Source organism: Ruania alkalisoli (genome assembly GCF_014960965.1).
In the GTDB taxonomy this organism is placed as follows: Bacteria; Actinomycetota; Actinomycetes; order Actinomycetales; family Beutenbergiaceae; genus Ruania; species Ruania alkalisoli.
Window position 1 is genome coordinate 2888854 of the sequence record NZ_CP063169.1, and the last position, 26346, is coordinate 2915199.

Here is a 26346-nt window from a genome sequence, read left to right on the forward strand (position 1 = left end):
TGGTCTGGATGTCGGCGGCCCCGGTCGGGGCAGGTGGGAGCGGGCGCTAGGGCTGGCGGAACTCGCTGGCCGGGCGCCCGCTCAGCCCGCTACTCGTGCGGCGAGTGCGTCGCCGATCTCGCTGGTCGAGCGCGCGCCGCTGCGCTCGGCAATATCAGCGCTGACGGCGTCCTCGATACGCCGGGCCTGCTCGGTGAGGCCGAGGTGGTCCAGCAGGAGCGCGACCGAGAGGATCGCCGCAGTCGGGTCGGCCTTCTGCTGGCCGGCGATGTCGGGAGCAGAGCCATGCACCGGCTCGAACATCGAGGGGAAGGCCTTGTCGGGGTTGACGTTGCCGGAGGCGGCCAGGCCGATCCCGCCGGTGATCGCGGCGGCGAGGTCAGTGATGATGTCACCGAAGAGGTTGTCGGTGACGATCACGTCGAACCGGGACGGGTCTGTGGTCATGAAGATGGTGGCCGCGTCCACGTGCAGGTAGTCCACTGTGACATCGCTGAACTCCGGTGCCACGGCCTCGACGGTCCGGCGCCACAGGTGACCGGCGTGAACGAGCACGTTGTGCTTGTGCACGAGCGTGAGCTTCTTGCGCGGGCGGGCCTGAGCGCGGGCGAAGGCGTCACGCACCACGCGTTCCACGCCGTGGGCGGTGTTGACGCTGACCTCGGTGGCGATCTCGTGCGGGGTTCCCACCCGCAGCGCTCCGCCGTTGCCCACGTAGGGGCCCTCGGTGCCCTCACGCACGACGACGAAGTCCACCTCGCCAGGATTCGCCAGCGGGGAGGGGACGCCCGGGAAGAGCTTGGAGGGGCGCAGATTGACGTAGTGGTCCAGGGCGAAGCGCAGCTTCAGCAGCAGGCCGCGCTCGAGCACACCGGAGGGCACGGTCGGGTCGCCGACGGCACCCAGCAGGATCGCGTCGTGGGTGCTGATCGCGGCGAGGTCCTCCTCGGTGAGGGTCTCACCGGTCGCGTGCCAGCGGGCGGCGCCGAGTTCGAAGTCGGTACGTTCGATGCTCACGTCGGTGCCGACGAGGACGGCGTCGAGCACCTTGAGGCCCTCGGCGGTCACCTCCGGACCGATTCCGTCGCCACCGACAACTGCGAGCTTGATCGTGCGTGCCATGCTCCGCATGCTAGACCGACGTATCAAGGACCGGACAATCCGTCTCAGATAGTGGCCGCCACGGGGGCGCTCTCCTGAGCGGGAAAGACCAGGACGATCCGCTCCAGCACCACGTCGTCGGCGTCCGTGGCGCCCATCAACTGGCGCTGGTGCTCACGCCAGGATGCGGCGTCCTGCACGCACTCACCACGCGCATGCCGGTCGTCCACCTCGCCGAAGGCCACCACGCGCACCTCGACCGTGCGGATCAGCGCCACCGGCTGCTCGTGCCCGTCCAGGACGATGGCGAGGTCCCCCACCTCAGGCACGGGGACGTCGTCGGGGATGTCCGATCGGAGCGTACTGACGGCGGTGCGTTCACCCGCGAGCACCTCCTCGGCCATCCGCTGGGCCAGGTACGGCTCCGGTGCGAACGCGAACGCCGGGGGCGGCAGCGTCCCAAGCCGGTGCTGACCCACGAACGGCTCCAGCCACGCCACCCGACCACGTAGCCGGGCACGCTTCCAGAATTGCTCGATCTCGTCGGAGTCCACACCAACATCCTCACACGGCCGCGATCAGAAGCCGCCGGTGAGCCGCAGCCCCAGCAGGATCAGGACAAGACCCCAGGAGACGATCGCCGTCCAGAACAAGGCCGTCGCGCGCAGCACCGTGGTGCCGATCATCGGCGGAACGAACCAGCGCGCACGGCTGAGATCCTCGATCCGGCCCGTCAGATAGTCCGGGATCGTCACCACCTGCCACAACGATCGCAGCCGGCGGAAGAAGCGGATACCGCCCTTCTCTGCGAGAGCCTTGAGCCGGTTCAGCATCTCGTCCCGCATCTCCAGCAGGTCCACCAGCTGCACGAACTCGCCCGTCAGGGCGTCCGGGTCATCCACGGCGGTGACGTAGCGGTGGATCCGGATCCACCACAGCACCATCACCGCAGCGCCCGCAGCGGCCAGCAGCACGAGCACAATCCGTTCCCACCAGCCGTCGCCAGTGACGGCGAGTGCGAAGATCCCCAGCACCGGCAGCACCGGGACCAAGCCGACGGCGTAGGCCGGGAACCGGAGGATCCGCACCGCCCGCCGCACGATCGGGGCCAGCGTGCCCACAGAGGCGCGCGTGCCGCGGGAAATGACCGTCTCGCGAGCCTCGCCGGACTCGGGGACGAGCTCGGCGGGCTGCTCCGTGGGATCGGTCATGACGCCGATCGTAGCCGCCGGTGGTCTGACACGACGTCGGCAGTCTGACCTCCCTGTGGAGGGAGGTCAGACTGCCGTGTGTGTCAGTCGAGGGTCAGCGTCCGGCGCTTCCCTCAGGACTCATTGTTCGGGAAGCACCTGCCGCTTCCTCCGGCACCCGCTCCTACGTCGCGAGTACCTCCGTCAGCGTCCGGCGCTTCCCTCGACATAGTCAGCGTCGGTCTCCTTCATCCAGGAGAACATCTTCCGCAGCTCGCGGCCGGTCGCCTCGATCGGGTGCTGCTCGCCCTTGGCGCGAAGCGCCTTGAACTCCGGCGCCCCGGCGTCCTGGTCGGCGATGAACCGCTCCGCGAATGCCCCGGACTGAATGTCGGCCAGCACCGCCTTCATGTTCTCCTTCACGTTCGGGTCGATCACCCGCGGACCGGAGACGTAGTCGCCATACTCGGCGGTGTCGGAGATGGACCAGCGCTGCTTGGCCAGGCCGCCCTCGACCATCAGGTCGACGATCAGCTTGAGCTCGTGCAGGACCTCGAAGTACGCGACCTCGGGCTGGTAGCCGGCCTCGGTCAGCGTCTCGAAGCCGTACTGCACCAGCTGCGACGCGCCACCGCAGAGCACGCTCTGCTCACCGAACAGGTCGGTCTCGGTCTCCTCGGTGAAGGTGGTCTTGATTCCGCCGGCGCGCAGGCCACCGATGCCCTTGGCGTAGGAGAGCGCCAGATCCCAGGCGGTGCCCGAGGGGTCCTGCTCGACGGCGACGATCACCGGGACGCCACGGCCGTCGGCGTACTCGCGGCGCACCAGGTGCCCGGGGCCCTTCGGGGCGACCATGATGACGTCCACGGTGTCCTTGGGCTGGATGTAGCCGAAGCGGATGTTGAAGCCGTGACCGAACACCAGCGTGGCGCCGTCGGCGAGGTTCGGGGCGATGTCGTCGGTGTAGATGTGGCGCTGGACCTGGTCCGGCGCGAGGATCACGACGACGTCCGCCTCCCGCACGGCGTCGGCGACGGGCAGCACGCGCAGCCCCTCATCCTCTGCCTTCTTCTGCGAGGCCGATCCCTCACGCAGACCGACGCGGACGTCGACACCGGAGTCGCGCAGGTTCAGGGCGTGCGCGTGACCCTGGCTGCCGTAGCCGATGACGGCGACCTTCTTGGCTGCGATCAGGGACAGGTCGGCGTCGTCGTCGTAGAACAGCTCAGCCACAGTTTTCTCCTTCTTGGTTTCTTGGCGAAGTTTCGTTCCCGCTCACGCGGGGCGGTTGATGCGCTCGAGGGCCCGGTCGGTCATGGACTTGGCGCCCCGTCCGATCGCGACGGCGCCGGACTGGACGATCTCACGGATACCGTACGGCTCCAGCGAGGCCAGCAGCGCCTGCAGCTTCTCCTCGCCGCCCGTGGCCTCGATGGTCACGGCTTCCGGGGTCACGTCCACGACGTGCGCCCGGAACAGCTCGACGACCTGCAGTACGGCCGTGCGGGAGGCGTCGTCGGCCTTGACCTTGACCAGGAGCAGCTCGCGCTGCACGGAGGCGTGCGGGGCCAGTTCGACGATCTTGAGCACGTTGACCAGCTTGTTGAGCTGCTTGGTGACCTGTTCCAGCGGGTTGGACTCCACGTCGACCACCACGGTGATCCGGGAGATCTCCGGGTGCTCGGTGGGCCCCACAGCCAGGGAGTGGATGTTGAACGCGCGCCGGGCGAAGAGCGCCGAGACGCGGGTGAGCACGCCGGGCTTGTTCTCGACCAGCACCGAGAGTGTGTGTCGGCTCATCATCTCTTCCTCACTCGTCCCGCTCGAAGTCCGGGCTGATACCGCGCGCGTACTGGATGTCATCGTTGCTGACGCCGGCGGCGACCATCGGCCACACCATGGCGTCGCGGCTGACGACGAAGTCCACGACCACGGGACGGTCGTTGATCTCTTCAGCCTGCTTGATCGTCGCGTCGACGTCGGCGACCTTGTCGCAACGCAGCCCCACGCAGCCGTAGGCCTCAGCCAGCTTGACGAAGTCCGGGATGCGCACCGTCTCGTGACCGGTGTTGAGATCGGTGTTGGAGTAACGCTCCTCATAGAACAGGGTCTGCCACTGGCGGACCATGCCCAGCGAGGAGTTGTTGATGATGGCAACCTTGATCGGGATGCCTTCGAGCGCGCAGGTGGCGAGCTCCTGGTTGGTCATCTGGAAGCAGCCGTCACCGTCGATCGCCCACACGGTGGCCTCGGGGCGGGCGACCTTCGCGCCCATCGCCGCCGGCACCGAGTAGCCCATGGTGCCCAGTCCACCGGAGTTCAGCCAGGTGCGCGGGTTCTGGTAGCGGATGAACTGCGCTGCCCACATCTGGTGCTGGCCGACGCCCGCGGCGAAGATCGTGTCCGGTCCGGAGATCTCGCCGAGCCGGGAGATGACGTGCTGCGGAGCGAGCAGCCCGTCCTCGGTGGGGGTCCACCCCAGCGGGTAGGTGTCGCGCAGGTTGTCGAGCATGTTCCACCACGCCACCAGGTTCGGCTGGCCGTGCTGGGTCTGCTCGCGCTCCAGTTCCGCCACCAGGTCGCCCAGCACCTCCTTCAGGTCACCGACGATCGGCACGTCGGCGAACCGGTTCTTGGAGATCTCGGCAGGGTCGATATCGGCGTGCACCACCGTGGCACCCGGGGCAAAACTGTCCAGCCTGCCGGTCACGCGGTCGTCGAAGCGTGCTCCGAGGGCGACCACCAGGTCCGCCTTCTGCAAACCGGCCACCGCAGCCACGGTCCCGTGCATGCCGGGCATACCCAGGTGCTGCGGGTGGGAGTCCGGCAGGGCCCCTCGTGCCATCAACGTGGTGACCACTGGCGCACCGGACAGGTTCGTCAGCTCCAGCAGTTGCTGAGAGGCGTCCGCACGGATGGCGCCGCCGCCGACGTACAGCACCGGGCGACGGGCCGTGGCCAGCAGTCGGGCTGCTTCCTTGATCTGCTTGATGTGCGGCTTGGTGATGGGCCGGTAGCCGGGGATGTCCAGATGCGCCGGCGGCCAGCTGAAGGTGGTCTCGGCCTGCATCGCGCTCTTGGCGATGTCCACCAGCACGGGGCCAGGGCGGCCGGTGCTGGCGATGTGGAAAGCCTCGGCGATCCGGGCGGGAATGTCCGCCGGATCGGTGATGAGGAAGGAGTGCTTGGTGATCGGCATCGTGATGCCGACGATGTCCGCTTCCTGGAAGCCGTCCGTGCCGATGAGCGCCTCGGCCACCTGGCCGGTGATGGCAACCATCGGCACCGAGTCCATGTGCGCATCCGCGAGTGCGGTGACCAGGTTCGTCGCACCCGGACCTGAGGTGGCCATGCACACACCGACCTTGCCGGTCGCGGCGGCGTACCCGGCGGCTGCGTGCCCCGCCCCCTGCTCGTGGCGCACGAGGATGTGCCGCATACTCGAGTCGAAGAGCGGGTCGTAGACAGGCAGGATCGCCCCGCCCGGGATGCCGAAGACGGTGTCTACGCCGACGGACTCGAGCGACCGGACGACCGACTTGGCACCGGTCATGGCCTCACCCGCGACCGCCCCGGCGTCGGCCGGCGCGAGGGCCGGCTTCGGGGGCTGCGGTCGCGGCGGCGTGGGATGTGGCACGTTGGCCATCTGATCCTCCTGCGTTCTGCGGGTCCGTCAGGGACTGATGTGGACAAAACAAAACCCCTCGCCCGAGGTGGGATCGAGGGGTGCGCGCTCAGCGGGTGTCGTCGTCGCTCAGACGGCCGCGCGAGCGCGCCCGGTAAGTACGACGACGAGGGAGTCCGTGAACATGTCTCGATCGTAGCCTGCTCTGCGGCGTCTCGTCACATCCCACGCCGACCGTCTCACATCTTGGTATCTGGGTTCACATCGTGACACTCAGGCGGGGCGCTCTCGTCCGAAGGAGGTGCACACGCACGCCTCGTTCCCCTCGGGATCGGCAAGCACCCAGAATGCTGGTGCGCGGGAGTCCGAGAGCAGCACACCACCCGCCTCGAGAGCGGCCTGGATCCGTGCTTCGGCGACGTCCTGAGGGACGCAGACGTCGATGTGAATGCGGTTGCGTTGCGGGCGCGGCGCATCCATCTGCTGGAACCACACCTCCGGATGGCGCCCGCCGGGATCGCCGAGCCGATCGGTGGCGTTCGGGTCGTTGCCGTAGCCGAGAACCGCCCGCCAGAACGGCAGCACGGCGTCGCGATCGAGTACGTCGATCGCGATCTCCAGCGCACTGCATACGCTCGGGTCCGCACTGACGCCTTCGCTACGGGCGAGTTCGCTGATGCGCCGGGCGAGGGTGATGTCCCGCTCGGTCAGCCCACCGACGTCGTGGGAGGTGGTGGTGACGAGCACGCTCGGATAGCGCACGGTGACGTCCGGGTGGTGGTTCAGCTCGTCTGCGATCTGAGAGATCCGTCCGACCAAACGTGCCCCGGCGGCGAACGATCCCGTCGCGTAGCTCGTCTGCAGGGTGGTCTTGACCACCCGCCAATCCTCGAGGCCGTCGTGAGCGGCCACTTGCTCTGCACTCAAGGTCCTCATGTGCTCATCGTGCTCCCCGGCACCGACATCGACAAGGGGGACGGGGAGCTTCATGCACTACCCGGGCTCACGACCGCCTGGTGGACTCTTCCTCGCTGATCGCACGAGCGGCGCGATTCCCGCGGATGCCACCTGTGACGACCGCGCCGAGCGCCAGGAGCATTCCGCGATGAGCACCGCCGTCAGCCACGCGGCCTCAGCACCCAGCCGAGCCCCGGTCATCGTGACCGCTCCGGTCGCCACGAAGATCCACCCACCGAGTGCGGTGAGCGACTCCCCCTCCCGATGCGCAGCCAGCCACGCCTCGTCCGAAGCCATCGTGGCCGCGGTACGGATCCCGGCGATCGGGTTGCGCCGGATCCGCCCCTGAGCGGCACGCCGCGCGACTACAACAAGGAGCAGGCCCGCCGCGACCACCAGCACCCCGGTCGCGGTCAGTGCCACCACGTCCGCCTCGGTCACCCCAGCACCGCACCCACCGACGCCGACTGCACGAGCTTGGAGTACTTGGCCAGCACACCTCGGGTGTAGCCGTGCGGAACCGGCGTCACCCCGTCATCCCGGCGCCGGGCGAGCTCGGAGTCCTCGACCAGCAGATCCAGGGTCTTGCCCGCGACATCCAGGCGGATCGGGTCACCGTCGCGGACGAAGGCGATCGGACCGCCGTCGACGGCCTCTGGTGCGAGGTGCCCGACGCACAAACCGGTGGTTCCCCCGGAGAACCGGCCGTCGGTCAACAGGAGCACCGACTTGCCGAGCCCAGCGCCCTTGATGGCGCCGGTGATGGCGAGCATCTCCCGCATCCCGGGCCCGCCCTTCGGACCTTCATAGCGGATCACGACGACGTCGCCGTCGGTGATGGTGCCGTCCTCCAGGGCCGCCAGGGCGGCCTGCTCCCGTTCGAATACCCGCGCGGTCCCCTCGAAAACGGACTCGTCGAACCCGGCGGACTTGACCACCGCCCCCTCGGGAGCGAGGGATCCGTGCAGGATGGTGATGCCCCCGGTGGGGTGGATCGGATTGTCCAGCGCCCGCAGGATCTTCCCGTCCGGGTCGGGCGGGGCGATGTCGGCGAGGTTCTCGGCCACGGTGCGACCGGTCACAGTCAAGCAGTCCCCGTGCAGCAGGCCGGCATCCAGCAGCGCCTTCATGATCACCGGCACGCCACCGATGCGGTCGACGTCGTTCATCACGTACCGGCCGAACGGCTTCAGATCACCCAGGTGCGGCACCGTGGAGGCGACGCGGTCGAAGTCCTCAAGGGTCAACTCCACCTCCGCCTCGTTCGCGATCGCAAGCAGGTGCAGGACGGCGTTGGTCGAGCCGCCGAAGGCCATCACCACGGCGATGGCGTTCTCGAACGCCTCCTTGGTCATGATGTCGCGCGCAGTGATCCCCCGCCGCAGCATTTCCACCACCGCCTCGCCGGAGCGGTGGGCGAAGTTGTCCCGTCGGCGGTCCGCCGAGGGCGGTGCCGCCGAGCCAGGCAGCGACATTCCCATCGCCTCGGCCACCGAGGCCATGGTGTTCGCGGTGTACATCCCGCCGCAGGCACCCTCACCCGGGCAGATGGCACGCTCGATCCGGTCGACATCCTCGACGGACATCCGCCCCCGCTGGCACGCCCCGACCGCCTCGAAGGCATCGATCAGGGTCACATCCTTCTCGGTGCCGTCGGAGAGCTTGACCCACCCGGGCATGATCGAACCGGCGTAGAGGAAGACGCTCGCCAGATCGAGCCGGGCGGCGGCCATCAGCATGCCGGGCAGGGACTTGTCACAGCCAGCGAGCAGCACCGACCCGTCGAGCCGCTCGGCCATCATCACCGTCTCCACACTGTCGGCGATCACCTCGCGGGAAACCAGCGAGAAGTGCATCCCCTCGTGCCCCATCGAGATGCCGTCGGAGACGGAGATGGTGCCGAACTCCAGCGGATACCCGCCGCCGGCATGCACGCCCTCCTTCGCGCCCTGCGCGAGCCGGTCCAGGGAGAGATTGCACGGGGTGATCTCGTTCCAGGAGCTGGCGATCCCGATCTGCGGCTTGACCCAATCCTCGTCGCCCATCCCCACGGCGCGCAGCATCCCGCGGGAGGCGGTGGCCGCCAACCCATCGGTGACTGCACGGGAGCGGGGCTTGATGTCCGGGCCGGGGGCTGTGGTGGGGTCGCTCATCCCCTCACTCTAGAACGCTGTGCCGACGTCAGACGCGACGGATCAGCGACAGGTCCCGCACGGCACCCCGGTCGGCCGAGGTGGCCATCGCAGCGTAGGCGCGCAGCGCCGGGGAGACGTACCGGTCCCGGTCTACGGGCTGCCACGGGTGCTCGGAGGCCTCCATCTTGGCGCGACGGTCGGCGAGCACCTGGTCGGGCACGTTCAGCCGGATCGAGCGGGAGTCGACGTCGATCTCGATCTCGTCACCGTCTTCGACCAACCCGATCAGCCCACCGGCTGCGGCCTCCGGGGAGATGTGCCCCACCGAGATCCCGCTGGACCCGCCACTGAACCGGCCGTCAGTGATCAGCGCGCACACCTTGCCCAGGCCCCGGCCCTTGATGAATGAGGTGGGGTAGAGCATCTCCTGCATTCCCGGTCCGCCGGCCGGCCCTTCGTAGCGCACCACCACGACGTGACCGGGCTGAACCTGCTTGGTGAGGATCTTCTCCACCGCATCATCCTGGGACTCGCACACGAGCGCCGTCCCGACGAAGTGGAAGACATCCGGATCCACGCCGGCCGTCTTGAACACGGCTCCGTCCTCGGCGAGGTTGCCGCGCAGCACCGCGAGACCGCCCTCCACCGTGTAGGCGTGCGCCAGGTCGCGGATGCACCCCTGCGCGGCGTCGGTGTCCAGCGACTCCCACCGGTTCGAGGTGGAGAACGCCTGGGTGGTGCGCACCCCGCCCGGGGCGGCATGAAAGAGCTCGATCGCCTCGTCGGTGGCAGAGCCGCCTCGGACGTCCCAGTCGGCGAGCCACTGCGTCAACGTGGGCGTATGCACGCTGGTCACGTCACGATCGAGCAGTCCTGCGCGGTTCAGTTCACCCAGCAGCGCGGGGATGCCGCCGGCCCGGTGGACGTCCTCCATGTGATAGTTCGGGTGGTTCGGCGCCACCTTCGACAGGCACGGCACGTTCCTGCTGATCTCTTCGATGTCGCTCAGGCCGAAGTCCACCTCGCCCTCCTGGGCGGCAGCGAGGATGTGCAGCACGGTGTTGGTGGACCCGCCCATCGCCACGTCGAGCGCCATCGCATTGCCGAACGCGGCCTTGGTGGCGATGTTGCGGGGGGCGGCCGAGTCGTCCTCGTCGTCGTAGTACCGCTTCGCCAGCTCGACGACGGTCCGCCCCGCCTCGAGGAACAGCTCCTTGCGCGCGGCGTGGGTGGCCAGGACCGAGCCGTTGCCCGGCAGGGAGAGCCCGAGTGCCTCGGTGAGGCAGTTCATCGAGTTCGCGGTGAACATCCCCGAGCAGGAGCCGCACGTGGGGCAGGCGTTCTCCTCCACCTGGGCCAGTGCCTCGTCGGAGACATTGTCGTCGGCGGAGTAGTTGATCGCATTGATCAGGTTCAGGTTGGTCTTGGCCACGCCGTCGGCCACGATCGCCTTGCCTGCCTCCATCGGGCCACCGGAGACGAACACCACCGGGATGTTCAGCCGCAGCGCGGCGTTGAGCATCCCTGGGGTGATCTTGTCGCAGTTGGAGATGCACACGAGCGCGTCGGCGCAGTGCGCGTTGACCATGTACTCGACCGAGTCGGCGATCAGGTCGCGGCTGGGCAGGGAGTAGAGCATGCCGCCGTGGCCCATGGCGATGCCGTCATCGACGGCGATGGTGTTGAACTCCTTGGCCACTCCCCCAGCCTCCTGCACGGCGGAAGCGACCAGGTCGCCCATGTCCTTGAGGTGGACGTGCCCGGGTACGAACTGGGTATAGGAGTTCGCGATGGCGATGATCGGTTTACCGAAGTCCTCGGCACCCATCCCAGTGGCGCGCCACAGTGCCCGGGCGCCGGCCATGTTGCGGCCATGGGTGGAGGTGCGCGAACGCAGCGGACGACTCATCGCAGGTCACTCCTTACACGAGCTGGCGGCGCAGAACTACGCCCGCGGTCACGATACGACGGCGTGGGACACCGATGGAGTCGTTGTCCGGAGGATGGTCGGGACCTTGTACCCATGCACCACCACCTCTGATGCGGAACGATAGAAGACGTCAGGGACAAAGGTCGAGTGTCGGGAGGACGCCATGACCACCACCACAGCCCGCAGCGCCGGCTTCATCAAGGTCGTCGGGATCGCGACATTCATCCTTGGGCTGGTGTTCGCCGTCGGCGGCATCGCCACGTGGATCACCGTCTCCAGCCAGCTGGCAGACGAGGAGATCACCGTCTCCGACGATGCGCGGTGGTTCGCAGGTGACCCCGTCCGCGGCCCGCTGACCGCCTATGCCGAGGCGGATGTGATCAACACCCACGCGATGGCCGCGACCGAGGGTCGCACGTACGCCGAGCTAGGTGCGGAAATGAGCCAGGTCGAGCCCGAGTCGGAGGAGCACGCTGAGCTGGCCGCCCAGCGCGAGACCGTGATGACCGCCTCGTTCCTGCGAGCCTCGCTCTTCACCTCGGTGGTGGCCTTCGGGGTGGCCGCACTGGTGACCGGTCTGGGCATCGTGCTCGCCCTTACCGGCATCGCGATCCGTCGCCTGGTGCACCTGACCAACCAGGACGCCAGCTCAACCGCATAGCCGATCGCCGGTGGCTACCCTGATCGGGTGAGCCAGCCGAACGACACAGTCGACATCGAGACGGCCCACGGGACCGCCCGGGTGCATCATCATCCGGCGCCGGACCCGTGGGCCGGTCTCGTGCTCGGGCACGGCGCAGGTGGCGGTGTCAGCGCACCGGATCTGCGGGCGGCAACCACAGCCGCGCTGGCCGCCGGAGTCAGCGTGGTACTCAGCGAGCAGCCCTACCGCGTGGCTGGTCGTCGCGCTCCGGCCCCGGCATCACAGCTGGACACGGCGTTCACGCAGATCGTCGGCGAGGTCCGCCACCGCTGGTGGCCGCAGCTGCCGGTGCTCACCGGTGGCCGCTCCTCCGGTGCCCGGGTTGCCTGCCGGACCGCCGACGACGTAGCAGCGGCCGGGGTGGTCTGCCTCGCCTTCCCGCTGCATCCCCCGGGCAAGGGCGATGACCCGTCGAAATCCCGGCTACCGGAGCTTGCCGCCGTCGGCGTCCCAGTGCTGGTGGTCCAGGGCGAGAGCGATCCGTTCGGGATGCCACCGCAGGCACCGGGCCGACGCCTGGTTCGCCTGCGCGGGAACCACACGCTGAAGAGTGACATGCCAGGCCTACGGGACGCCGTCGGGGAATGGTTGGCCGGGATCGCGACGAGTCTCAGGCGCGACGTACGGTGACGTTGCCGCTCACCGAGCGGAGCCGGAGCACGACGCCGTCGGCGTTGTCGGCCGGTGCGGAGCCCGGCTCGAGCTCGCTGCGCACCTTTCCGGAGACGGTGGAGCAATCCAGCAGCGCGGCCGACCCGTGCGCGACTCCGACCGAGATGTCACCCGAGGCTGATGTGGCGGACACCTCGCCACGGACGACGCGACGCACGACATGGTCACCGGAGCCGCTCTTCAACCTAGCGAACTCCCCGAGGTCACGCACGATGACGTCACCGGATCCGGAGGATGCCTCGATGGTGCGAACGGCTTCGGCGGTCATCGTGCCCGACCCGGTGCGCAGGCGCGCCTCGTCGGCCTCGGTGACCGCGATCCTGCCGGAGCCAGTGGTCGCTCGCACACTGCCGGCAGACTCCACGGCGACGTCGCCAGAGCCACAGGTGGCCTCCACCGACGTGCCGCGTGCCACCCGAATCGCGCCCGACCCGGTCTTGGTCTGGACGGCGGCGAGGTCACCCGAGGTGCGGATACCTCCCGAGCCGGTCTCCAGCTCGGCATCGGATCCTGCCGGGACCACCACCGAGACGCCCATCTTCGAGCCGCCGAACGAGGTGAAGAATCCGGTGCGAGCCAGGGGTGCCTCGACTTCCAGCCGGTCGCCGACGAGCTCCACCCGGACGCGGGCAGCCAGGTCGGGGTCACCGCTGAAGGTCACCGACGCGGTGTCGGTCTCGGTGGCCGTGACCATGATGTCGCTAGATCGCATCCGCACGAGCAGGCGGATCGGGCCATCGACGGGAAAGGTGCGGTCGTGGGAGGTCATCTCAGAGTCCTTCCGGGCGCGGGCGGCCGGCTGGGTTGTACGCGGTGGGCTCGTCTGCGCCGCGACGCCGGCCAGAGATGTGCCGGTGCGGGCGATCGAGCGGGCCACCGATACGGCGGGCGGCGATGGCGTCGTAAACGTCGTCGTGGAACATGGGGGCTCCGTTCAGCGGACCCAGCCGGTCATGCGCCGGCCGGAGGTGGTGGGGCGGGGTTCGGTGGCCGGGCCGGTGAGAGCATGCTGCGCGGCACGCACCAACCAGGAGTTGACGCTGACACCGTCGCGGGAGGCAGCATCGTCAACACGGGACTTGAGGGACTCGGGCAGCCGGAGCGTGATCCGGGTCTGGGACCCGTCGCCCTCGGGAACAGGAGCTTCAGGCGGTTCGGGCGGGGTCGGGGGCGCGAAGGCTTCGGTAGCGTCGGCGAGTTGGGTGGGCTGCTGCTCCACCACGAGTTCGGGGTTCCCGCCCCGGAGCCTGACATCAACGATGGCACCATCGAGACGCAGAGTGACATCAGCAGCGATGTCGGATGCGAGTTCCATGAGCGTCAGACGCAATGCCGGTTCGAGCGTCTGAGCCAGACGCTCCGACGCTTCCTGCACCTCAGGAGTGGATGTCCGCGCAGCGTTCGCGAGCGCCTGCTGCAGCGTGGAGAGGTAGCCGTTCAGATCCATGACACCATGGTGACATCATCATGACGCCATAGTCAAGGAGTACGACACCACATCCTCTCACGCGCCCACCGCACGACCCGCCCCCCGAACGCTAGGACGGAGGGACGGTGTCAGCGGGGCCGTCGGGGTCAGGCGAGGGCGTGGGCTGCTGCGAGCTCCACCAACTCCCCCGCCCGTGCGATACATCGGTCCACATCGGGTTCGAGGTCCAGCAACGCGTGGACGGCGTCGATCCCGTGCTCGCGCGCCGTCGCCTCATCCACTGCGCACCGGCCCACGACGGCCACCACGGGGACGCCAGCCGCGCGCGCGGCGGCAGCCACTCCGACCGGGGCCTTCCCGGCCAGAGACTGGGAGTCCATGCTCCCCTCCCCCGTGATCACCAGATCGGCACCTCGCACCTGCTCGGCGAAGCCGACCATCTCCAGCACCGCCTCGATGCCGGAGCGACGCGTGGCACCGAGCAGTGCCATCGCCCCGTACCCCAGGCCGCCCGCAGCTCCCGCTCCGGATGCGCCGGCGATCTCACGTGCCTGCGGGATGCCCGCCTCAGCAAGCGCCGCCACCCAGCGCGTCAGCCCGGCCTCCAGCTCGGCAACCAGGGCCGCATCGGCGCCCTTCTGCGGCCCGAACACCGCCGCCGCACCCTTCGCACCGAGCAGCGGCGAGGTCACATCGGCGGCCAGCACGACACGCAGCCCGCTCACACCCGGGTCCAGCCCGCTCAGGTCCACCCGTGCCAGGTCAGCCAGGGCTGCTCCCCCGGACGGGAGAGGGTGGCCGTCGCTGTCCCACAGCCCCACCCCCAGCGCTCTCGCCAGACCGGCTCCGCCGTCGGTCGTGGCACTGCCACCCAGACCGAGGAGAACCTCCGAGGCCCCGTGATCCAGAGCGTGCCGGATGATCTCGCCCACGCCTTCGGTTCCAGCCCGGCGGGCACTGTCGGCATCCGGTGGCACCTGGTCCAGGCCCGCCGCCGCGGCCATCTCCACGACGGCGCACCCTCCCTGGCGCGCATAGGTCGCCGTCACCGGGCTTCCCAGGGCGCCGGTGACCGTCACTTCGACGGGCGAGTACCCCGCAGCGATCGCCGCCGCGACGGTTCCCTCACCGCCGTCGGCAATCGGCACCTGCACCACCTCGGCGCCCGGATCCCCGCGACGGACACCGCGAGCGAGGTGCTCGGCTACAGCTGCCGCGCTCAGCGACCCTTTGAACGAGTCCGGTGCGAGGACGACCCTCACGCCCAGCTCGCCTTGGCAGCCGGGTACTCGTCTTCCAGCATCCCCATGACCAGCGAATCGGCGAACCGCTCCCCGTCCCCGAGCACCTCGCGACGCCGACCCTCGGGCACGAACCCCAGGCTCTGGTAGAGCGCGGCGGCACGGGGGTTGATGCTCAGCACCTCCAGGCCGACGCGATGCAGACCCAGGCCGGGATCGGTGCCGAATGCGAAGTCCAGCACCAGCATGATCGCCTCACGCCCATAACCGCGGCCCCGGTGTCCGGGAAGCGTGAGGGAGCGCAGGTTCGCGCTACGCGCCACCGGATCGACCCGTTCCAGGCTGATCCGCCCCAGGATCGCCTCACCGTCGACCGTGGTGGCCCAGTCGAACCGGCCTTCCCGCTCGGCCGCCGTGGCAGCCCACTGCGCCACCTGCTCCCGGGTGAACTCCTGCGTGAGGCCGGCCATCCGCCGTCCCTCGGGATCTCCCAGTCCATCCCACAGGGCGTCGGAGTCCTCAGCCCGAATCGGACGCAGTGTGATCATCTCGCCGGTCAGTACCGGCGGCACCCAGTTCACGTCCATCGCCTGCTCCTGCCCCGCACCGGAATCAGGAGAGCCGTTCCTGCACGAGTTCCCGCACCCGTCCGGCATCGGCCTGCCCGCGCGTGGCCTTCATCACGGCACCGATGATCACACCCATCGGGCCCAGGTTGCCGGAGCGGATCTTCTCCGCGATGTCGGGCTGCTCGGCCAGGGTGGCGTCGATGACCTCCAGCAACGGCCCGTCGTCGGAGACGACCTCCAGGCCGCGTGCGGTGACGACGTCCTCGGGTGCACCTTCACCCGCGAGCACACCTTCGAGGACCTGCCGAGCCAGCTTGTCGTTCACGCGCCCGGAGTCCACCAGCCCCTGGAGTTCGGCCACGTGCTGCGGGGTGACATCAAGGTCCGCCAGCTCGACACCGCTGGTCTTGGCAGTGCGGGAGAGCTCACCCATCCACCACTTCCGCGCGGCAGCGGGGGCCGCACCGGCAGCCACCGTGGCCTCGATGAGGTCGAGTGCGCCAGCGTTGACGACGTCACGCATCTCTTCTTCCGAGTACCCCCACTCGGTGACCAGCCGCCGACGGCGCAGGGCCGGCAGTTCCGGCAGGCTCGCCCGGATCTCCTCGACCCATTCGCGCGGGGGTGCCAGAGGCACCAGGTCCGGCTCGGGGAAGTACCGGTAGTCGTCCGCGTCCGACTTCACGCGGCCCGAGGAGGTGGAGCCGGTGTCCTCATGGAAATGGCGTGTCTCCTGCACCACGCTCTGACCGGCGTCGAGGACGGCGGCCTGCCGGGACACCTCGTACCGCACCGCCCGCTCGATGGAGCGGAAGGAGTTGACGTTCTTGGTCTCGGTGCGGGTCCCCAGGGGTGCGTCCGGGGTGGCGCGCAGAGAGAGGTTCACGTCGGCACGGACGTTGCCGCGCTCCATCCTCGCCTCCGACACCCCCAGCGTGCGGAAGATGTCCCGCAGCGCCGAGACATAGGCCCGGGCCACCTCGGGGGCGCGAGCGCCCACGCCGGTGATCGGCTTGGTGACGATCTCCACCAGCGGGATTCCGGCACGGTTGTAGTCCACGAGGGAGTACTCGGCTCCGTGAATGCGCCCAGAGCCACCCACATGGGTGTTCTTCCCGGCGTCCTCCTCCATGTGGGCGCGCTCGATCTCCACCCGGAAGACCTCGCCGTCCTCGAGCTCGACGTCCAGATAGCCCTCGAAGGCGATCGGCTCGTCGTACTGGGACGTCTGGAAGTTCTTCGGCACGTCCGGGTAGAAGTAGTTCTTCCTGGCGAACCGGCAGGTCTCGGCGATCTGGCAGTTCAGCGCCAGGCCGATGCGGATCGCATACTCCACCGCGGTGCCGTTGACCACGGGCAGTGCGCCGGGAAGACCCAACGAGACGGGTGTCACGGCGCTGTTCGGCTGGGCACCGAAATGCGCTGGCGCGTCGTCGAACATCTTCGTGGCGGTACCAAGTTCGACGTGCACCTCGATACCGAGGACGGGGTCGAAGCGGGCGATCGCGTCGTCATAGTCGACCAGCGTGGTCATCGGGCGGCCTCCGTCGTATCCGTCAAGGTCTCCAGCTCCGGTGCACCGGCGAGCACGCCGGCACCGCCGGCCGCGGCGAGCAGTCGCGTCTCGAGCGCAGCACCCACCCGGTACAGCCGCTCGTCGGCCCGGGCCGGTGCGAGCACCTGGAAGCCGACCGGCAGCCCATCATCGGACAGTCCGCTGGGCAGCGAAAGGCCGGGAATCCCAGCCAGGTTTGCCGGGATGGTGGCGACGTCGTTGAGGTACATCGCCATCGGATCGTCCACCTTCTCCCCGAACCGGAACGCCGTGGTGGGCGCCGTGGGCGAGACGAGCACGTCAGCGGCCTCGAAGGCGGCAGCGAAGTCGCGCTGGATGAGGGTACGCACCTTCTGCGCACTGCCGTAGTAGGCGTCGTAGTAACCGGCCGAGAGTGCGTAGGTACCGAGGATGATGCGGCGCTTGACCTCTGGTCCGAAGCCGGCCCCACGCGTGGCGGCCATGACGCGCTCGGCGGTCACCGGGCCCTCAGCCGGCTCCACCCGCAGGCCGAACCGCATCCCGTCGAACTTCGCCAGGTTGCTCGAAGCCTCCGACGGCAGGATCAGGTAGTAGGCAGCCAGTGCGGCCGAGAAGCTCGGGCAGGAGACCTCCACCACCTCGGCGCCGGCGGCGCGGAGGTGGTCCAGGCTCGCCTCGAAACTCGCGCGCACCCCGGGCTGGTAGCCCTCACCGCCGAGCTCACGCACCACGCCCACGCGCACCCCGGTCAGGTCGCCGGTGGCACCGGCACGGGCCGCGTCGGCGTAGCTGGGTGCAGGCTCGGGCAGCGAGGTGGAGTCACGCGGGTCATGCCCACCGATCACATCGTGCAGCAAGGCCGAGTCGAGCACCGTCCGCGAGCACGGACCGGCCTGGTCGAGACTGGAGGCGAGTGCGATCAGCCCGTAGCGCGAGACCGAGCCATAGGTGGGCTTGACGCCCACGGTGCCGGTGACGGCAGCGGGCTGGCGGATCGAGCCGCCGGTGTCGGTCCCGATCGCCAGGGGCGCCTCATAGGCGGCCACGGCGGCTGCGGAACCGCCGCCCGATCCACCAGGGATCCGATCGAGATCCCACGGGTTACGGGTGGGGCCGTACGCCGAGTGCTCCGTACTCGAGCCCATGGCGAACTCGTCCATGTTCGTCTTGCCCAGGATCGGCATCCCGGCCGCGCGCAGCTTCTCCACGAGGGTGGCGTCGTACGGAGGAATCCACCCGTCGAGGATCTTCGAACCGGCGGTGGTCACCTGGTCCTTGGTGACCACGACGTCCTTGACGGCGATCGGCACACCAGCGAGCTCGTGCAGGTCCTCGCCGGCCGCGCGGCGGGCATCCACATCAGCCGCGGTAGCGAGTGCCTCCTCAGAGTTGACGTGCAGGAACGCATGCACGGGGCCGTCGACGGCGGCGATGCGGTCCAGGTGCGCCTGGGTGACCTCGACGCTGGTCACCTCACCGGAGCGAAGGCGCCCGGCGAGATCGGCGGCGGTGAGGCGGGTGAGGTCTGTCACTGCTCCTCCCCCAGGATCTGCGGCACCGCGAACTGGCCGTCCTCGGCCTGCGGCGCCTGAGCGAGGATGTCCTCCAGCGGCAGGGTCTGGCCCACCACGTCGTCACGGAGCACGTTCGTCAGGGGGATCGGGTGGCTGGTGGCGGGCACGTCGTCTCCGGCGACCTCCGAGACGGTCGCCACGGACTGGACGATCACGTCCAGATCGCCGGCCAGTCGGTCGGTCTCCTCGGGCGTGAGGTCGATGCGGGCCAGGGCGGCCAGGCGCGCGACCTCGTCTGCGTTGATGGTGGACATGGCGGCGAGTCTACCGACGCGCCAGTACCGTGGATTCCATGCCGGAGACCAAGGACTGGACGTGGGTCCTGCACCGCCAATGCCCCGACTGCGGGGCACACGTGGGCGCGCTCACTCTGGAGCAGATCCCTGCCGCACTGCGCGCCCAGCTCGAAGTCTGGCCCGTGGTGCTGCGACGAACCGACGTGGCCGAACGCCCCGCCCCGCAGACTTGGTCCACACTCGAGTACGCGGCGCATGTGCGGGATGTGATCGAGGTCTTCGATGCCCGGCTGACCGCGATGCAGACCGAGGATGCCCCTACGTTCGAGGATTTCGACCCCGACCAGGCGGCACGGGAGGGCAGCTACCAGGAACTCGATCCCACCGACGTCGCGGCCGCAGTGATGACCACCGGCACGGCTCTGGCCGCCCGCATCGAGAGAACCGACCCTGAGCAGGCCGGGCGCTCGGGACGGCGCGGAGACGGCGCCGAGTTCACGATCACCACGCTCATGCAGTACCTGCTGCACGATCTGGTCCACCATGCGTGGGACGTCACCGACGGGCGGCCGTCCACGGGTGAGTTCGGAACCGGCGCCGAGGAACACGAGTCCGCCGAGGTGGCTGAGCCCCCGTTGCAGGCGTTCGCCCACCGGCACCGCCGCGTGCTGGGACTCATCGTCGCGGTCGTGGCGCTCGCACTCGCGGTCGCCTACGTGGTCATCGCTCCACCGCAGTCGGACGCCGGCCCGCTCCAGGCAGGAATCGTGCGCTGGAGCGTTCCGGGCTGCTGGGCGCTGATCGCCGCCGCCGGGGCCTGCTGGGCCTTCGACGTCGCGGAGAAGGTGAGGAACGCCTTCGCCTACGCGGCTCTGGCGTGCTGGATCGTCTACCTCGCCGCCCGGCTCCTGTGACCCTCAGGCTCCCTGCTGCACCGACCACACCCAGTTCTGGGCATCGGCGGGGTGCGTGCGCTGGTGTGCGATCCGCCCTTCCGTCACCGGCACACCCGCCGACTGGGCCGCCTGGGTGACCTTGGTCCGGATCTTGCGCCAGTCCCCGCCGCCGATCGGCTGGCCGTTGTGCTCGCGGAACTGGGTGACGTACAGCACCGGCTGGCTCGCCGTCGTATCGAGCCGCAGGTGAATGTCCTGTGGCTCGATGAACTCCAGCGTCCACTGGTCCTCACCGGCGGCTGTGATGCGCCGGTGCTTGCCGAACACCTGCTCCACCACGGCGCGAGCCCCGGCCGCGTCGGTCGCCAGCACCGCCGTACGGGAGTACAGATCGAGGTGCTCCGCTGCCTGCTTCTCTGCCACCGCTGCCCCGGCACGCTCCCCCGCCTCGCCGATCTTGCTGCGGAGCACTCGCCGCAGAGCCCAGAGCACCACCAGCACCACCAGAATGCCGAGCATGAGGAAGAAGTAGCTGTTGCCGGACATGGTTGTGCTCCCCTGACGTTGGTGATTGAAGACGGCACCAGATCCTACGAGGTTCAGTGCACCTGTTCCGCCCGGGAGGCCTTGCGAAAGCTCGACGGGCTCACCCCGCTCACGGCCCGGAACTGACGGGAGAAGTAGAACTCGTCGGCGTAACCGACCGACCGGGCGATCTCAGCGACGGTCTGCGACGTGGTGACCAGCATCACCCGGGCGCGGGCCATCCGGGTGCGGGTGAGGTAGTCGAGGACGCCACCACCGGTCGCCTGCCGGAACAGGGCCGCCAGGTGGGAGGTACTCAGTCCCACGTGCGCAGCGACGTCGGGCACCCGGACTGCCTCCTCGAGGTGCTCCAGGAGGTACTCGCGGGCCCGTTGGACCGGCCCGGCCTCATCTCGCGGCCCCGCGAGCTGATCAGCACCGAGCTGCGCGAACACGAACCACGCCGCACCCGCCGCCGCCATCAGAGAGGGAGCAGTCTCATCCCTTTCGAGCGCCTGGACCACCTGCTCCATCAGATGGACCACGCGCGCGGGATCGTGCAGGTCGACCACCCGTCGTGAGCTGCCCGCCATCGGAGCGAGCAGGTCTGGGAGATCTGAGCCCGTGGCATGAAGCCACCACAACGTCCAGGGATCGCCGACGTCAGCACGGTAGAGGTGCCCCGTGCCCGGCGGCAGGACCAGCGCCTGGCCCACGCGCACCGGCACCGTGCCGCCGTCCACATCGCACCAGCCGCGGCCATCGGTGCACACCAGCACCACCGCCTCCCGGGCGCCCTGTGGTCGGGAGCGGCCATGGTTGGCGGCGTGAGGGAAGTAGCCGGCGTCGGTCACCAACAGCCGGGACGTCAGACCGGACTGCGTCGCGCGGGTCACCAGTGGGCGCGGCAGCACGCGCATGCGCTGCCCGGGGAAGCCGTCCCGCGTGTACGTCACCATGGGTCCAGTCTGCACCACCGTCAGCACAGGAATCATCGAATCGTCCAGGAAGTCCGCACGATCGGACATTCCTGCTGCGCCTCACCTGCGCCTAGCGTCGAGGCATGCTCACAGAGGAGCCGACGCTCACCCTCCCGGCCCGGCCCGCCGACCAGGCCGATGCGCCCGTCGCTGTCTGGCGCGAACCGCTGCCGCTGCGTACCTACCACCCGGCGCCGCCCTCGGATCTGCCCGCCTATCTCGATGCCCGCGTCTATCAAGGCTCCTCGGGGCGGGTGTACCCGCTGCCATTCCACGACCGCATCGAACCCGAACCCACGACGCACCAGTGGGACGCGATCCACCTGGAGAACGCCTGGATCCGGTTGGTGATCCTGCCCGAGCTGGGCGGCCGGATCCACCTGGCGATCGACCGCCACTCGGGCGCCGAGATCTTCTACAACAACCCGGTGATCAAACCCGCCCTCGTCGGCCTCGCCGGGCCCTGGATCGCCGGCGGCATCGAGCTGAACTGGCCCCAGCACCACCGGCCCGCCACCTACCTGCCCACCGACACCCACATCACCCACGAAGACGACGGTTCGGTCACCGTCTGGTGCTCCGACCACGACCCCTTTGACCGGATGAAGGGGATGCACGGGATCCGCCTCCACCCGGACCGTTCCACCATCGAGCTGCGGGTGCGCCTATACAACCGCACTCCCCTGACGCAGACCTTTCTGTGGTGGGCGAACGTAGCCGCGCGCACCCACCGGGACTTCCAGTCCTTCTTCCCCGACGACGTGCGCATCGTGGCCGATCACGCCAAGCGCGCCATCACGGCGTTTCCCGCCGCGGACCGGCCCTACTACGACATCGACTATCCGAGCCGGGCACACCACTCTTTCACCGCAGCCGACGGCACCCTCGTCTCCGGTGACCGGATCGACTGGCCGGACAACATCCCGGTGCCCACCTCCTACATGGTCACCCACTCCGATCACGACTTCTTCGGCGGCTACGACCACGCCACCGGCCTGGGTTTCGTGCACGTGGCCGACCGGCGCATCGCCGTCGGGAAGAAGCAGTGGACGTGGGGCGAGTCGCGCTTCGGCCGCGCATGGAACCGCAACCTCGCCGATGACGACTCCGCCTATGTCGAACTCATGGCTGGAGTGTTCACCGACAACCAGCCCGATTTCGCCTTCCTCGCCCCCGGTGAGACGAAAGTGTTCTCCCAGGTCTGGTATCCGCTGCGGGATATCGGGCCCGTCACCGAGGCCACGGAGGAGGCGGCGCTGCGGGTCCGGCTGGCCGGCGACACGCTCGCCATCGGCGTGATCTCCACCTCGACTCGGCCGGGGGCGTTGCTGGAGGTGCTGGACCCTGACGGCACGGTGATCGCCGACCGGGTCGCCGATCTCGATCCGGCCACGCCGGTGCAGTGGGAGGTCGCCGCCGACGGCGCAGCACCGCTGATCGTACGCGTGCGCCATGGCGAGCAGGTGCTGGTGAGTCAACCGACGGCGCAGGCTCGCCAGGGCGAGCAGGGCGAGAGTGCCGAGGTGCTGGCAGCGACCGAACCTGCGCCTTCGGCGCAGGTGGACACCGTCGAAGAGCTGCTCGATATCGCCGGTCACCTGCAGCAGTACCGCCACGCCAGCCGCTCCCCCGAGCCGTACTGGGCGGAAGCGCTACGGCGGGAGCCGGGCCACGCGGGGGTGAGAACCGCCGTCGGGATCGCGCGCCTGCGGCAGGGGCGCCTCGGTGAGGCGGAGACACACCTACGCACCGCCGTCGGCAGGCTCACTGCCTACCATCCCACCCCCAGCGATGCGACGGCGCTGTATCACCTGGGCCTGGTGCTCGCCCTCGGCGAGCGCCCGCAAGAGGCGTACGGCCTGTTCGCTCGCGCCTCCTGGAACCGGCTGTGGCGGGCACCGGCCGGATACGAGATGGCGCGGCTCGACGCCGCCGCCCGGCGGGATACGACCGCGCTGCACCGGCTGGACGATGTGCTGCGCGTGGAGCCGGAACACCTGCAGGCGCGCACGCTGCGGGCACTGCTGCTGCGCACCGGGCGTACCGGGGATGCCGCGGCCGAACTGGCTGCGCTGGCTGGACTGGACCCGCTGCACTGGTGGTCGCGGGACCTCGCCGGCCAGGAGCTGCACGCCGACGCCCTCACCTGCCTGGACATCGCGAGCGAATACGCGAGCGTCGGCTGCCTCGACGAGGCGCTCCGGGTGCTGGAGACGGCCGTCGACCGTGATCGCGGACGCGCCCTGGGGCAACCCTCGGTCACCGCCCTGGCGCACCTGCACCGTGCCGATCTGCTGGAGCGGTCCGGGGACGAGGTCGCCGCCCAGCGCGCCCGTCAGGACGCTGCCGGGGCCGATCGCACCTGGTGCTTCCCGGGACGACTCGAGGACGCCGTCATGCTCACGCGGGCCGTCCAGAGTCACCAGGACGCGGTGGCCCAGGTGCTGCTCGGCCACTGGCTGTACGCCTCCGGACGTCAGCAGGAGGCCCTGACGGCGTGGGAGACCGGAGCCCGGGAGGCGGGGGACGCCGTCGTGCACCGCAACATCGGGCTCGCACTGGTGACAGTGGCGGGTGATCTGGACGGCGCCCGAGCCGCCTACGACCGAGCACTCGCCCTCGCTCCAGCTCACCCACGGATCCTGCGGGAGAGCGACCAGCTGGACCGGCGACGCGCCGTGCCGGTGGCCGCGCGGTTGCGAGCCATCAGCGACGCCCCGCAGGCGGTGGCCGAGCGCGACGATCTCGCCGCCGAACTGGCGCACCTGCTTGTCTGCTCCGGGGATGCGGTCGCGGCGCACCGGATCCTCAGCGGGCGGCAGTTCCAGCCGTGGGAAGGCGGCGAGGGTGAGGTGCTGCGGGTGTGGGAACGCACCTGCACCGCTCTCGCCCGCACCGCCGTGTCGGCAGGCAGGCTCGACGAGGCCGCGCAGTGGGTGGCCGACGCCCTCACACCGCCGGCCACCCTCGGGGAGGATCGGCACCCGCTCGCCACGACCGCTGGGCTGCAGTTGCTCACGGGCGATGTGGCGGCTGCGGCGGGCAGGACCGCCGACGCCGAACGGGCCTGGTCGATCGCTGCCGCTCAGGTGGGCGACTTCCGCACGATGAGCGCCAGCCGCCACAGCGAGGCGACCTACCACAGCGTGCTCGCCCTGCGGCGTCTGGGCCGCACCGACGAAGCCCGTGCCCTCGCCGCGGACCTCCGCGAGTTCACCGACGAGCTGGCCGCCTCCACGCCCGGTATCGACTATTTCGCCACCTCCCTGCCGGAGATGCTGCTCTTCCCGCCTGACCTGAGCGAACAGCGCGACGTGCGCGTGCAGTTCCTGCGAGCCCAGCTTGACCTGCTCGACGGCGATGTGCCGGCGGCACGAGCGCGGTTGACCGAGATCCTGACCACCGTGCCCGACCATCCCGAGGCCCACGACCTGCTCACCAGAATCGAGGACCACGAATGAGCTACTCCCCCGTACCGATCCCGGAGCACCTGCCAGACAGGTTGCCGCTGACCCTCTGGGACTTCTCCTCGTTCGCCGATCTCGACCGGGCCTTCGCCCAGGTGCCCAGGAGAACGTGATCTTCACCCGAGCCTGATCCACCTCACCACCACCCACGCGCCGGCATGGCGCACACTCCAGGAGGTTCGACGATGAACACCACCACCCGCACCAGCCCGGTCTCCCGGCGAGGATTTCTCCTCGGCGCGAGCGCTCTTGGTACCAGCGGTCTGCTGGCCGGCTGCCTCGGTTCCGAAGGAACGCCGGAGGAAACCGGCACCGAGCAGACCGGCACCGATGAGACGTCGAGCGAGCCGTCCGGCCCGGTCACGTTGCAGAATTCGCAGTCCGATCCGGCACCGCGGGAGGCGCTGGAGGCTCTGATCGGCGACTACCCCGGCGATGCCGAGATCAACACGGTCGCCATCGAGCAGTTCCGTGCTCAGCTGTCCACCTATCTCACTTCCGCCAATCCTCCGGATGTCCTCACCTGGTACGCCGGCTCGGTGGCCCGGGACTACGCGGCCGAAGGGCTGCTGCTGGACGTCTCGGATATGTGGGAGGGCGAGGGGGCGTGCGCGAACTTCTCCGACGCCCTGCGCGAGCTGTCCTCTGCCGAGGACGGCAGCCAGATCTTCGTGCCGACGAACTACTACTGGTGGTCGATCTTCTACAAGAAGTCCGCCTTCGAGGAGTGGGGCGTGAGCGCACCCGAGACCTGGGAGGACTTCCTCGCCCTGTGCGAAGACCTCAAGGGCAGGGGTGTGAGCCCGCTCGCGAACGGGATTGGCTCCACCCCGTGGATGGCCTCGGGCTGGTTCGACTACCTGAACCTGCGCATCAACGGGGCCCAGTACCACCGCGAGCTGCTCGCCGGTGAACACGCCTTCACCGACCCCGAGGTGGAGGCCGTGCTCGAGGAGTACACGAAGCTCATTCCGTACTTCGACCCGAATATGGCCTCCTACTCCTACCAGGAGGCGGTCACGCCGATGGTGCAGAACGAATCGGCCATGTACCTGATCGGAGCGTTCGTCACCCAGTTCTTCCCGGAGGACCAACGCGACGATCTGGACTTCTTCTCGGTGCCGCCGATCAACCCCGATGTCCCCAGTGCCGAGGAGGCACCCACCGACGGGTATTTCGCTGCCTCCGGCACGGACAACCCGGAGGGCACGAAGGAGTTGCTGGCCTACCTCGCCTCGGCGGAGTCGCAGCAGACGTTCATCGAGATCTCCGGCTCCTCGAACCTGCCCACGCATCCGGATGTGGACACCTCCAGCTTCTCCCCGCTGGTGCAGAAGGGCATCGAGCTGCTGAACAGCACCGAGGAGATCACCCAGTTCTTCAACCGGGACTCCTCCGATGCACTGCAGGCGACGGCGGATGACGCGTTGACCAGGTTTCTCGCCGATCCCTCCGATATCCCGGGCATCCTGGAGGGCTGGCAGGCTGCCGCTGAGCGGGTCTGGGACCAGTGACGGCACCAGCCACAGCCACGTCGACCGCGCCCAGAAGTGGTGGCGCGCGCTCGACCCGCCCGCGG

General features: G+C 69.2%; 26 protein-coding genes. 6 read left to right on the top strand and 20 right to left on the bottom strand.

The window, feature by feature from the left end:
• Positions 1–81: 81 nt before the first annotated feature.
• The 10 genes from IM660_RS12885 to ilvD (IM660_RS12930) form a co-directional block, all read right to left on the bottom strand.
• Positions 82–1122 carry a 3-isopropylmalate dehydrogenase gene (locus tag IM660_RS12885; protein ID WP_193496042.1) on the bottom strand — a complete coding sequence of 347 codons (1041 nt, stop codon included), beginning with the start codon at positions 1120–1122 and terminating at the stop codon, positions 82–84.
• Between the two features lie 44 nt (positions 1123–1166).
• On the bottom strand, positions 1167–1655 hold the full coding sequence (locus IM660_RS12890; RefSeq protein WP_193496044.1) for an ASCH domain-containing protein: 489 nt from the start codon (positions 1653–1655) through the stop codon (positions 1167–1169).
• A gap of 24 nt (positions 1656–1679) precedes the next feature.
• Complete coding sequence (locus IM660_RS12895; protein ID WP_193496046.1) at positions 1680–2312, bottom strand: hypothetical protein; 633 nt, start codon at positions 2310–2312, stop codon at positions 1680–1682.
• A gap of 183 nt (positions 2313–2495) precedes the next feature.
• Positions 2496–3524 carry a ketol-acid reductoisomerase gene (gene ilvC / locus IM660_RS12900; protein WP_193496047.1) on the bottom strand — a complete coding sequence of 343 codons (1029 nt, stop codon included), beginning with the start codon at positions 3522–3524 and terminating at the stop codon, positions 2496–2498.
• Positions 3525–3566: 42 nt separating this feature from the next.
• Complete coding sequence (gene ilvN / locus IM660_RS12905) at positions 3567–4091, bottom strand: acetolactate synthase small subunit (protein ID WP_193496049.1); 525 nt, start codon at positions 4089–4091, stop codon at positions 3567–3569.
• 10 nt (positions 4092–4101) lie between these two features.
• Positions 4102–5937, bottom strand: coding sequence for an acetolactate synthase large subunit (locus IM660_RS12910; RefSeq protein ID WP_193496051.1), 1836 nt, complete (start codon positions 5935–5937; stop codon positions 4102–4104).
• A 252-nt stretch (positions 5938–6189) separates the two neighbouring features.
• Complete coding sequence (locus tag IM660_RS12915) at positions 6190–6852, bottom strand: 4a-hydroxytetrahydrobiopterin dehydratase (RefSeq protein ID WP_193496053.1); 663 nt, start codon at positions 6850–6852, stop codon at positions 6190–6192.
• A gap of 57 nt (positions 6853–6909) precedes the next feature.
• Positions 6910–7314 carry an SdpI family protein gene (locus tag IM660_RS12920; RefSeq protein WP_193496055.1) on the bottom strand — a complete coding sequence of 135 codons (405 nt, stop codon included), beginning with the start codon at positions 7312–7314 and terminating at the stop codon, positions 6910–6912.
• A complete protein-coding gene (gene ilvD / locus IM660_RS12925; RefSeq protein ID WP_193496057.1) occupies positions 7311–9026 on the bottom strand; it encodes a dihydroxy-acid dehydratase in 1716 nt (571 codons plus the stop codon). The genes IM660_RS12920 and ilvD (IM660_RS12925) overlap by 4 nt, the downstream gene beginning before the upstream one ends.
• A 28-nt stretch (positions 9027–9054) precedes the next feature.
• Positions 9055–10917 carry a dihydroxy-acid dehydratase gene (ilvD, locus tag IM660_RS12930; protein WP_193496059.1) on the bottom strand — a complete coding sequence of 621 codons (1863 nt, stop codon included), beginning with the start codon at positions 10915–10917 and terminating at the stop codon, positions 9055–9057.
• Between the two features lie 184 nt (positions 10918–11101).
• Here ilvD (IM660_RS12930) and IM660_RS12935 point away from each other — a divergent pair, with 184 nt between their 5' ends.
• Together IM660_RS12935 and IM660_RS12940 are read left to right on the top strand one after the other, a co-directional pair.
• Positions 11102–11599, top strand: coding sequence for an aromatic ring-opening dioxygenase LigA (locus IM660_RS12935; protein ID WP_193496061.1), 498 nt, complete (start codon positions 11102–11104; stop codon positions 11597–11599).
• A 27-nt stretch (positions 11600–11626) separates the two neighbouring features.
• Positions 11627–12271, top strand: coding sequence for an alpha/beta hydrolase family protein (locus IM660_RS12940; protein ID WP_193496063.1), 645 nt, complete (start codon positions 11627–11629; stop codon positions 12269–12271).
• On the opposite strand, the gene IM660_RS12945 is transcribed toward IM660_RS12940, so the two are convergent.
• The 8 genes from IM660_RS12945 to gatC all read right to left on the bottom strand — a co-directional run bounded on the left by IM660_RS12945 (position 12252) and on the right by gatC (position 18917).
• Positions 12252–13082, bottom strand: coding sequence for a DUF4097 family beta strand repeat-containing protein (locus IM660_RS12945; protein ID WP_193496064.1), 831 nt, complete (start codon positions 13080–13082; stop codon positions 12252–12254). The genes IM660_RS12940 and IM660_RS12945 overlap by 20 nt on opposite strands.
• Before the next feature lies 1 nt (position 13083).
• On the bottom strand, positions 13084–13236 hold the full coding sequence (locus IM660_RS12950) for a hypothetical protein (protein ID WP_193496066.1): 153 nt from the start codon (positions 13234–13236) through the stop codon (positions 13084–13086).
• An 11-nt stretch (positions 13237–13247) separates the two neighbouring features.
• On the bottom strand, positions 13248–13760 hold the full coding sequence (locus IM660_RS12955; RefSeq protein ID WP_193496067.1) for a hypothetical protein: 513 nt from the start codon (positions 13758–13760) through the stop codon (positions 13248–13250).
• A 128-nt stretch (positions 13761–13888) separates the two neighbouring features.
• Positions 13889–15004, bottom strand: coding sequence for a glycerate kinase (locus tag IM660_RS12960; protein ID WP_210768979.1), 1116 nt, complete (start codon positions 15002–15004; stop codon positions 13889–13891).
• Positions 15001–15570 (bottom strand): GNAT family N-acetyltransferase, encoded by a 570-nt coding sequence (locus tag IM660_RS12965; protein WP_193496069.1) that lies wholly within the window; start codon positions 15568–15570, stop codon positions 15001–15003. Before IM660_RS12965 ends, IM660_RS12960 begins: the two co-directional genes overlap by 4 nt.
• A 25-nt stretch (positions 15571–15595) precedes the next feature.
• Entirely contained in the window at positions 15596–17086 is a 1491-nt protein-coding gene (gene gatB / locus IM660_RS12970; RefSeq protein WP_193496071.1) for an Asp-tRNA(Asn)/Glu-tRNA(Gln) amidotransferase subunit GatB, read from the bottom strand.
• Positions 17083–18621 (bottom strand): Asp-tRNA(Asn)/Glu-tRNA(Gln) amidotransferase subunit GatA, encoded by a 1539-nt coding sequence (gene gatA, locus IM660_RS12975; RefSeq protein WP_193496073.1) that lies wholly within the window; start codon positions 18619–18621, stop codon positions 17083–17085. The genes gatB and gatA overlap by 4 nt, the downstream gene beginning before the upstream one ends.
• Entirely contained in the window at positions 18618–18917 is a 300-nt protein-coding gene (gene gatC / locus IM660_RS12980) for an Asp-tRNA(Asn)/Glu-tRNA(Gln) amidotransferase subunit GatC (RefSeq protein ID WP_159623523.1), read from the bottom strand. The genes gatA and gatC overlap by 4 nt, the downstream gene beginning before the upstream one ends.
• Positions 18918–18955: 38 nt before the next feature.
• Between gatC and IM660_RS12985 the strand changes: the two genes are divergently transcribed.
• Positions 18956–19813 carry a DinB family protein gene (locus IM660_RS12985; RefSeq protein WP_193496074.1) on the top strand — a complete coding sequence of 286 codons (858 nt, stop codon included), beginning with the start codon at positions 18956–18958 and terminating at the stop codon, positions 19811–19813.
• 3 nt (positions 19814–19816) lie between these two features.
• On the opposite strand, the gene IM660_RS12990 is transcribed toward IM660_RS12985, so the two are convergent.
• On the bottom strand, positions 19817–20341 hold the full coding sequence (locus IM660_RS12990; RefSeq protein WP_193496076.1) for a hypothetical protein: 525 nt from the start codon (positions 20339–20341) through the stop codon (positions 19817–19819).
• Between the two features lie 53 nt (positions 20342–20394).
• Positions 20395–21279 carry an AraC family transcriptional regulator gene (locus tag IM660_RS12995; protein WP_193496078.1) on the bottom strand — a complete coding sequence of 295 codons (885 nt, stop codon included), beginning with the start codon at positions 21277–21279 and terminating at the stop codon, positions 20395–20397.
• A 104-nt stretch (positions 21280–21383) separates the two neighbouring features.
• Here IM660_RS12995 and IM660_RS13000 point away from each other — a divergent pair, with 104 nt between their 5' ends.
• The 3 genes from IM660_RS13000 (at position 21384) to IM660_RS13005 (ending at position 26281) form a co-directional block, all read left to right on the top strand.
• Positions 21384–24761: a DUF5107 domain-containing protein gene (locus IM660_RS13000; RefSeq protein WP_193496080.1), complete on the top strand. Its 3378-nt coding sequence runs from the start codon at positions 21384–21386 to the stop codon at positions 24759–24761.
• Complete coding sequence (locus IM660_RS19945; RefSeq protein ID WP_281389246.1) at positions 24758–24880, top strand: hypothetical protein; 123 nt, start codon at positions 24758–24760, stop codon at positions 24878–24880. The genes IM660_RS13000 and IM660_RS19945 overlap by 4 nt, the downstream gene beginning before the upstream one ends.
• 72 nt (positions 24881–24952) lie before the next feature.
• Positions 24953–26281, top strand: coding sequence for an ABC transporter substrate-binding protein (locus tag IM660_RS13005; protein ID WP_193496082.1), 1329 nt, complete (start codon positions 24953–24955; stop codon positions 26279–26281).
• The last annotated feature ends 65 nt before the right edge of the window (positions 26282–26346 follow it).

Coding starts and splice junctions, on each gene's coding strand:
- IM660_RS12945 (WP_193496064.1), bottom strand. CDS start 13,082: ATGACCTCCCACGACCGCACCTTTCCCGTCGATGGCCCGATCCGCCTG.
- IM660_RS12885 (WP_193496042.1), bottom strand. CDS start 1,122: ATGGCACGCACGATCAAGCTCGCAGTTGTCGGTGGCGACGGAATCGGT.
- IM660_RS12935 (WP_193496061.1), top strand. CDS start 11,102: ATGACCACCACCACAGCCCGCAGCGCCGGCTTCATCAAGGTCGTCGGG.
- IM660_RS12965 (WP_193496069.1), bottom strand. CDS start 15,570: ATGGACGTGAACTGGGTGCCGCCGGTACTGACCGGCGAGATGATCACA.
- IM660_RS12910 (WP_193496051.1), bottom strand. CDS start 5,937: ATGGCCAACGTGCCACATCCCACGCCGCCGCGACCGCAGCCCCCGAAG.
- gatC (WP_159623523.1), bottom strand. CDS start 18,917: ATGTCCACCATCAACGCAGACGAGGTCGCGCGCCTGGCCGCCCTGGCC.
- ilvD (WP_193496057.1), bottom strand. CDS start 9,026: ATGAGCGACCCCACCACAGCCCCCGGCCCGGACATCAAGCCCCGCTCC.
- ilvN (WP_193496049.1), bottom strand. CDS start 4,091: ATGAGCCGACACACACTCTCGGTGCTGGTCGAGAACAAGCCCGGCGTG.
- IM660_RS13000 (WP_193496080.1), top strand. CDS start 21,384: ATGCTCACAGAGGAGCCGACGCTCACCCTCCCGGCCCGGCCCGCCGAC.
- IM660_RS12990 (WP_193496076.1), bottom strand. CDS start 20,341: ATGTCCGGCAACAGCTACTTCTTCCTCATGCTCGGCATTCTGGTGGTG.
- IM660_RS13005 (WP_193496082.1), top strand. CDS start 24,953: ATGAACACCACCACCCGCACCAGCCCGGTCTCCCGGCGAGGATTTCTC.
- ilvD (WP_193496059.1), bottom strand. CDS start 10,917: ATGAGTCGTCCGCTGCGTTCGCGCACCTCCACCCATGGCCGCAACATG.
- IM660_RS12915 (WP_193496053.1), bottom strand. CDS start 6,852: ATGAGGACCTTGAGTGCAGAGCAAGTGGCCGCTCACGACGGCCTCGAG.
- IM660_RS12985 (WP_193496074.1), top strand. CDS start 18,956: ATGCCGGAGACCAAGGACTGGACGTGGGTCCTGCACCGCCAATGCCCC.
- IM660_RS12955 (WP_193496067.1), bottom strand. CDS start 13,760: ATGGATCTGAACGGCTACCTCTCCACGCTGCAGCAGGCGCTCGCGAAC.
- IM660_RS12950 (WP_193496066.1), bottom strand. CDS start 13,236: ATGTTCCACGACGACGTTTACGACGCCATCGCCGCCCGCCGTATCGGT.
- IM660_RS12995 (WP_193496078.1), bottom strand. CDS start 21,279: ATGGTGACGTACACGCGGGACGGCTTCCCCGGGCAGCGCATGCGCGTG.
- IM660_RS12895 (WP_193496046.1), bottom strand. CDS start 2,312: ATGACCGATCCCACGGAGCAGCCCGCCGAGCTCGTCCCCGAGTCCGGC.
- gatB (WP_193496071.1), bottom strand. CDS start 17,086: ATGACCACGCTGGTCGACTATGACGACGCGATCGCCCGCTTCGACCCC.
- IM660_RS19945 (WP_281389246.1), top strand. CDS start 24,758: ATGAGCTACTCCCCCGTACCGATCCCGGAGCACCTGCCAGACAGGTTG.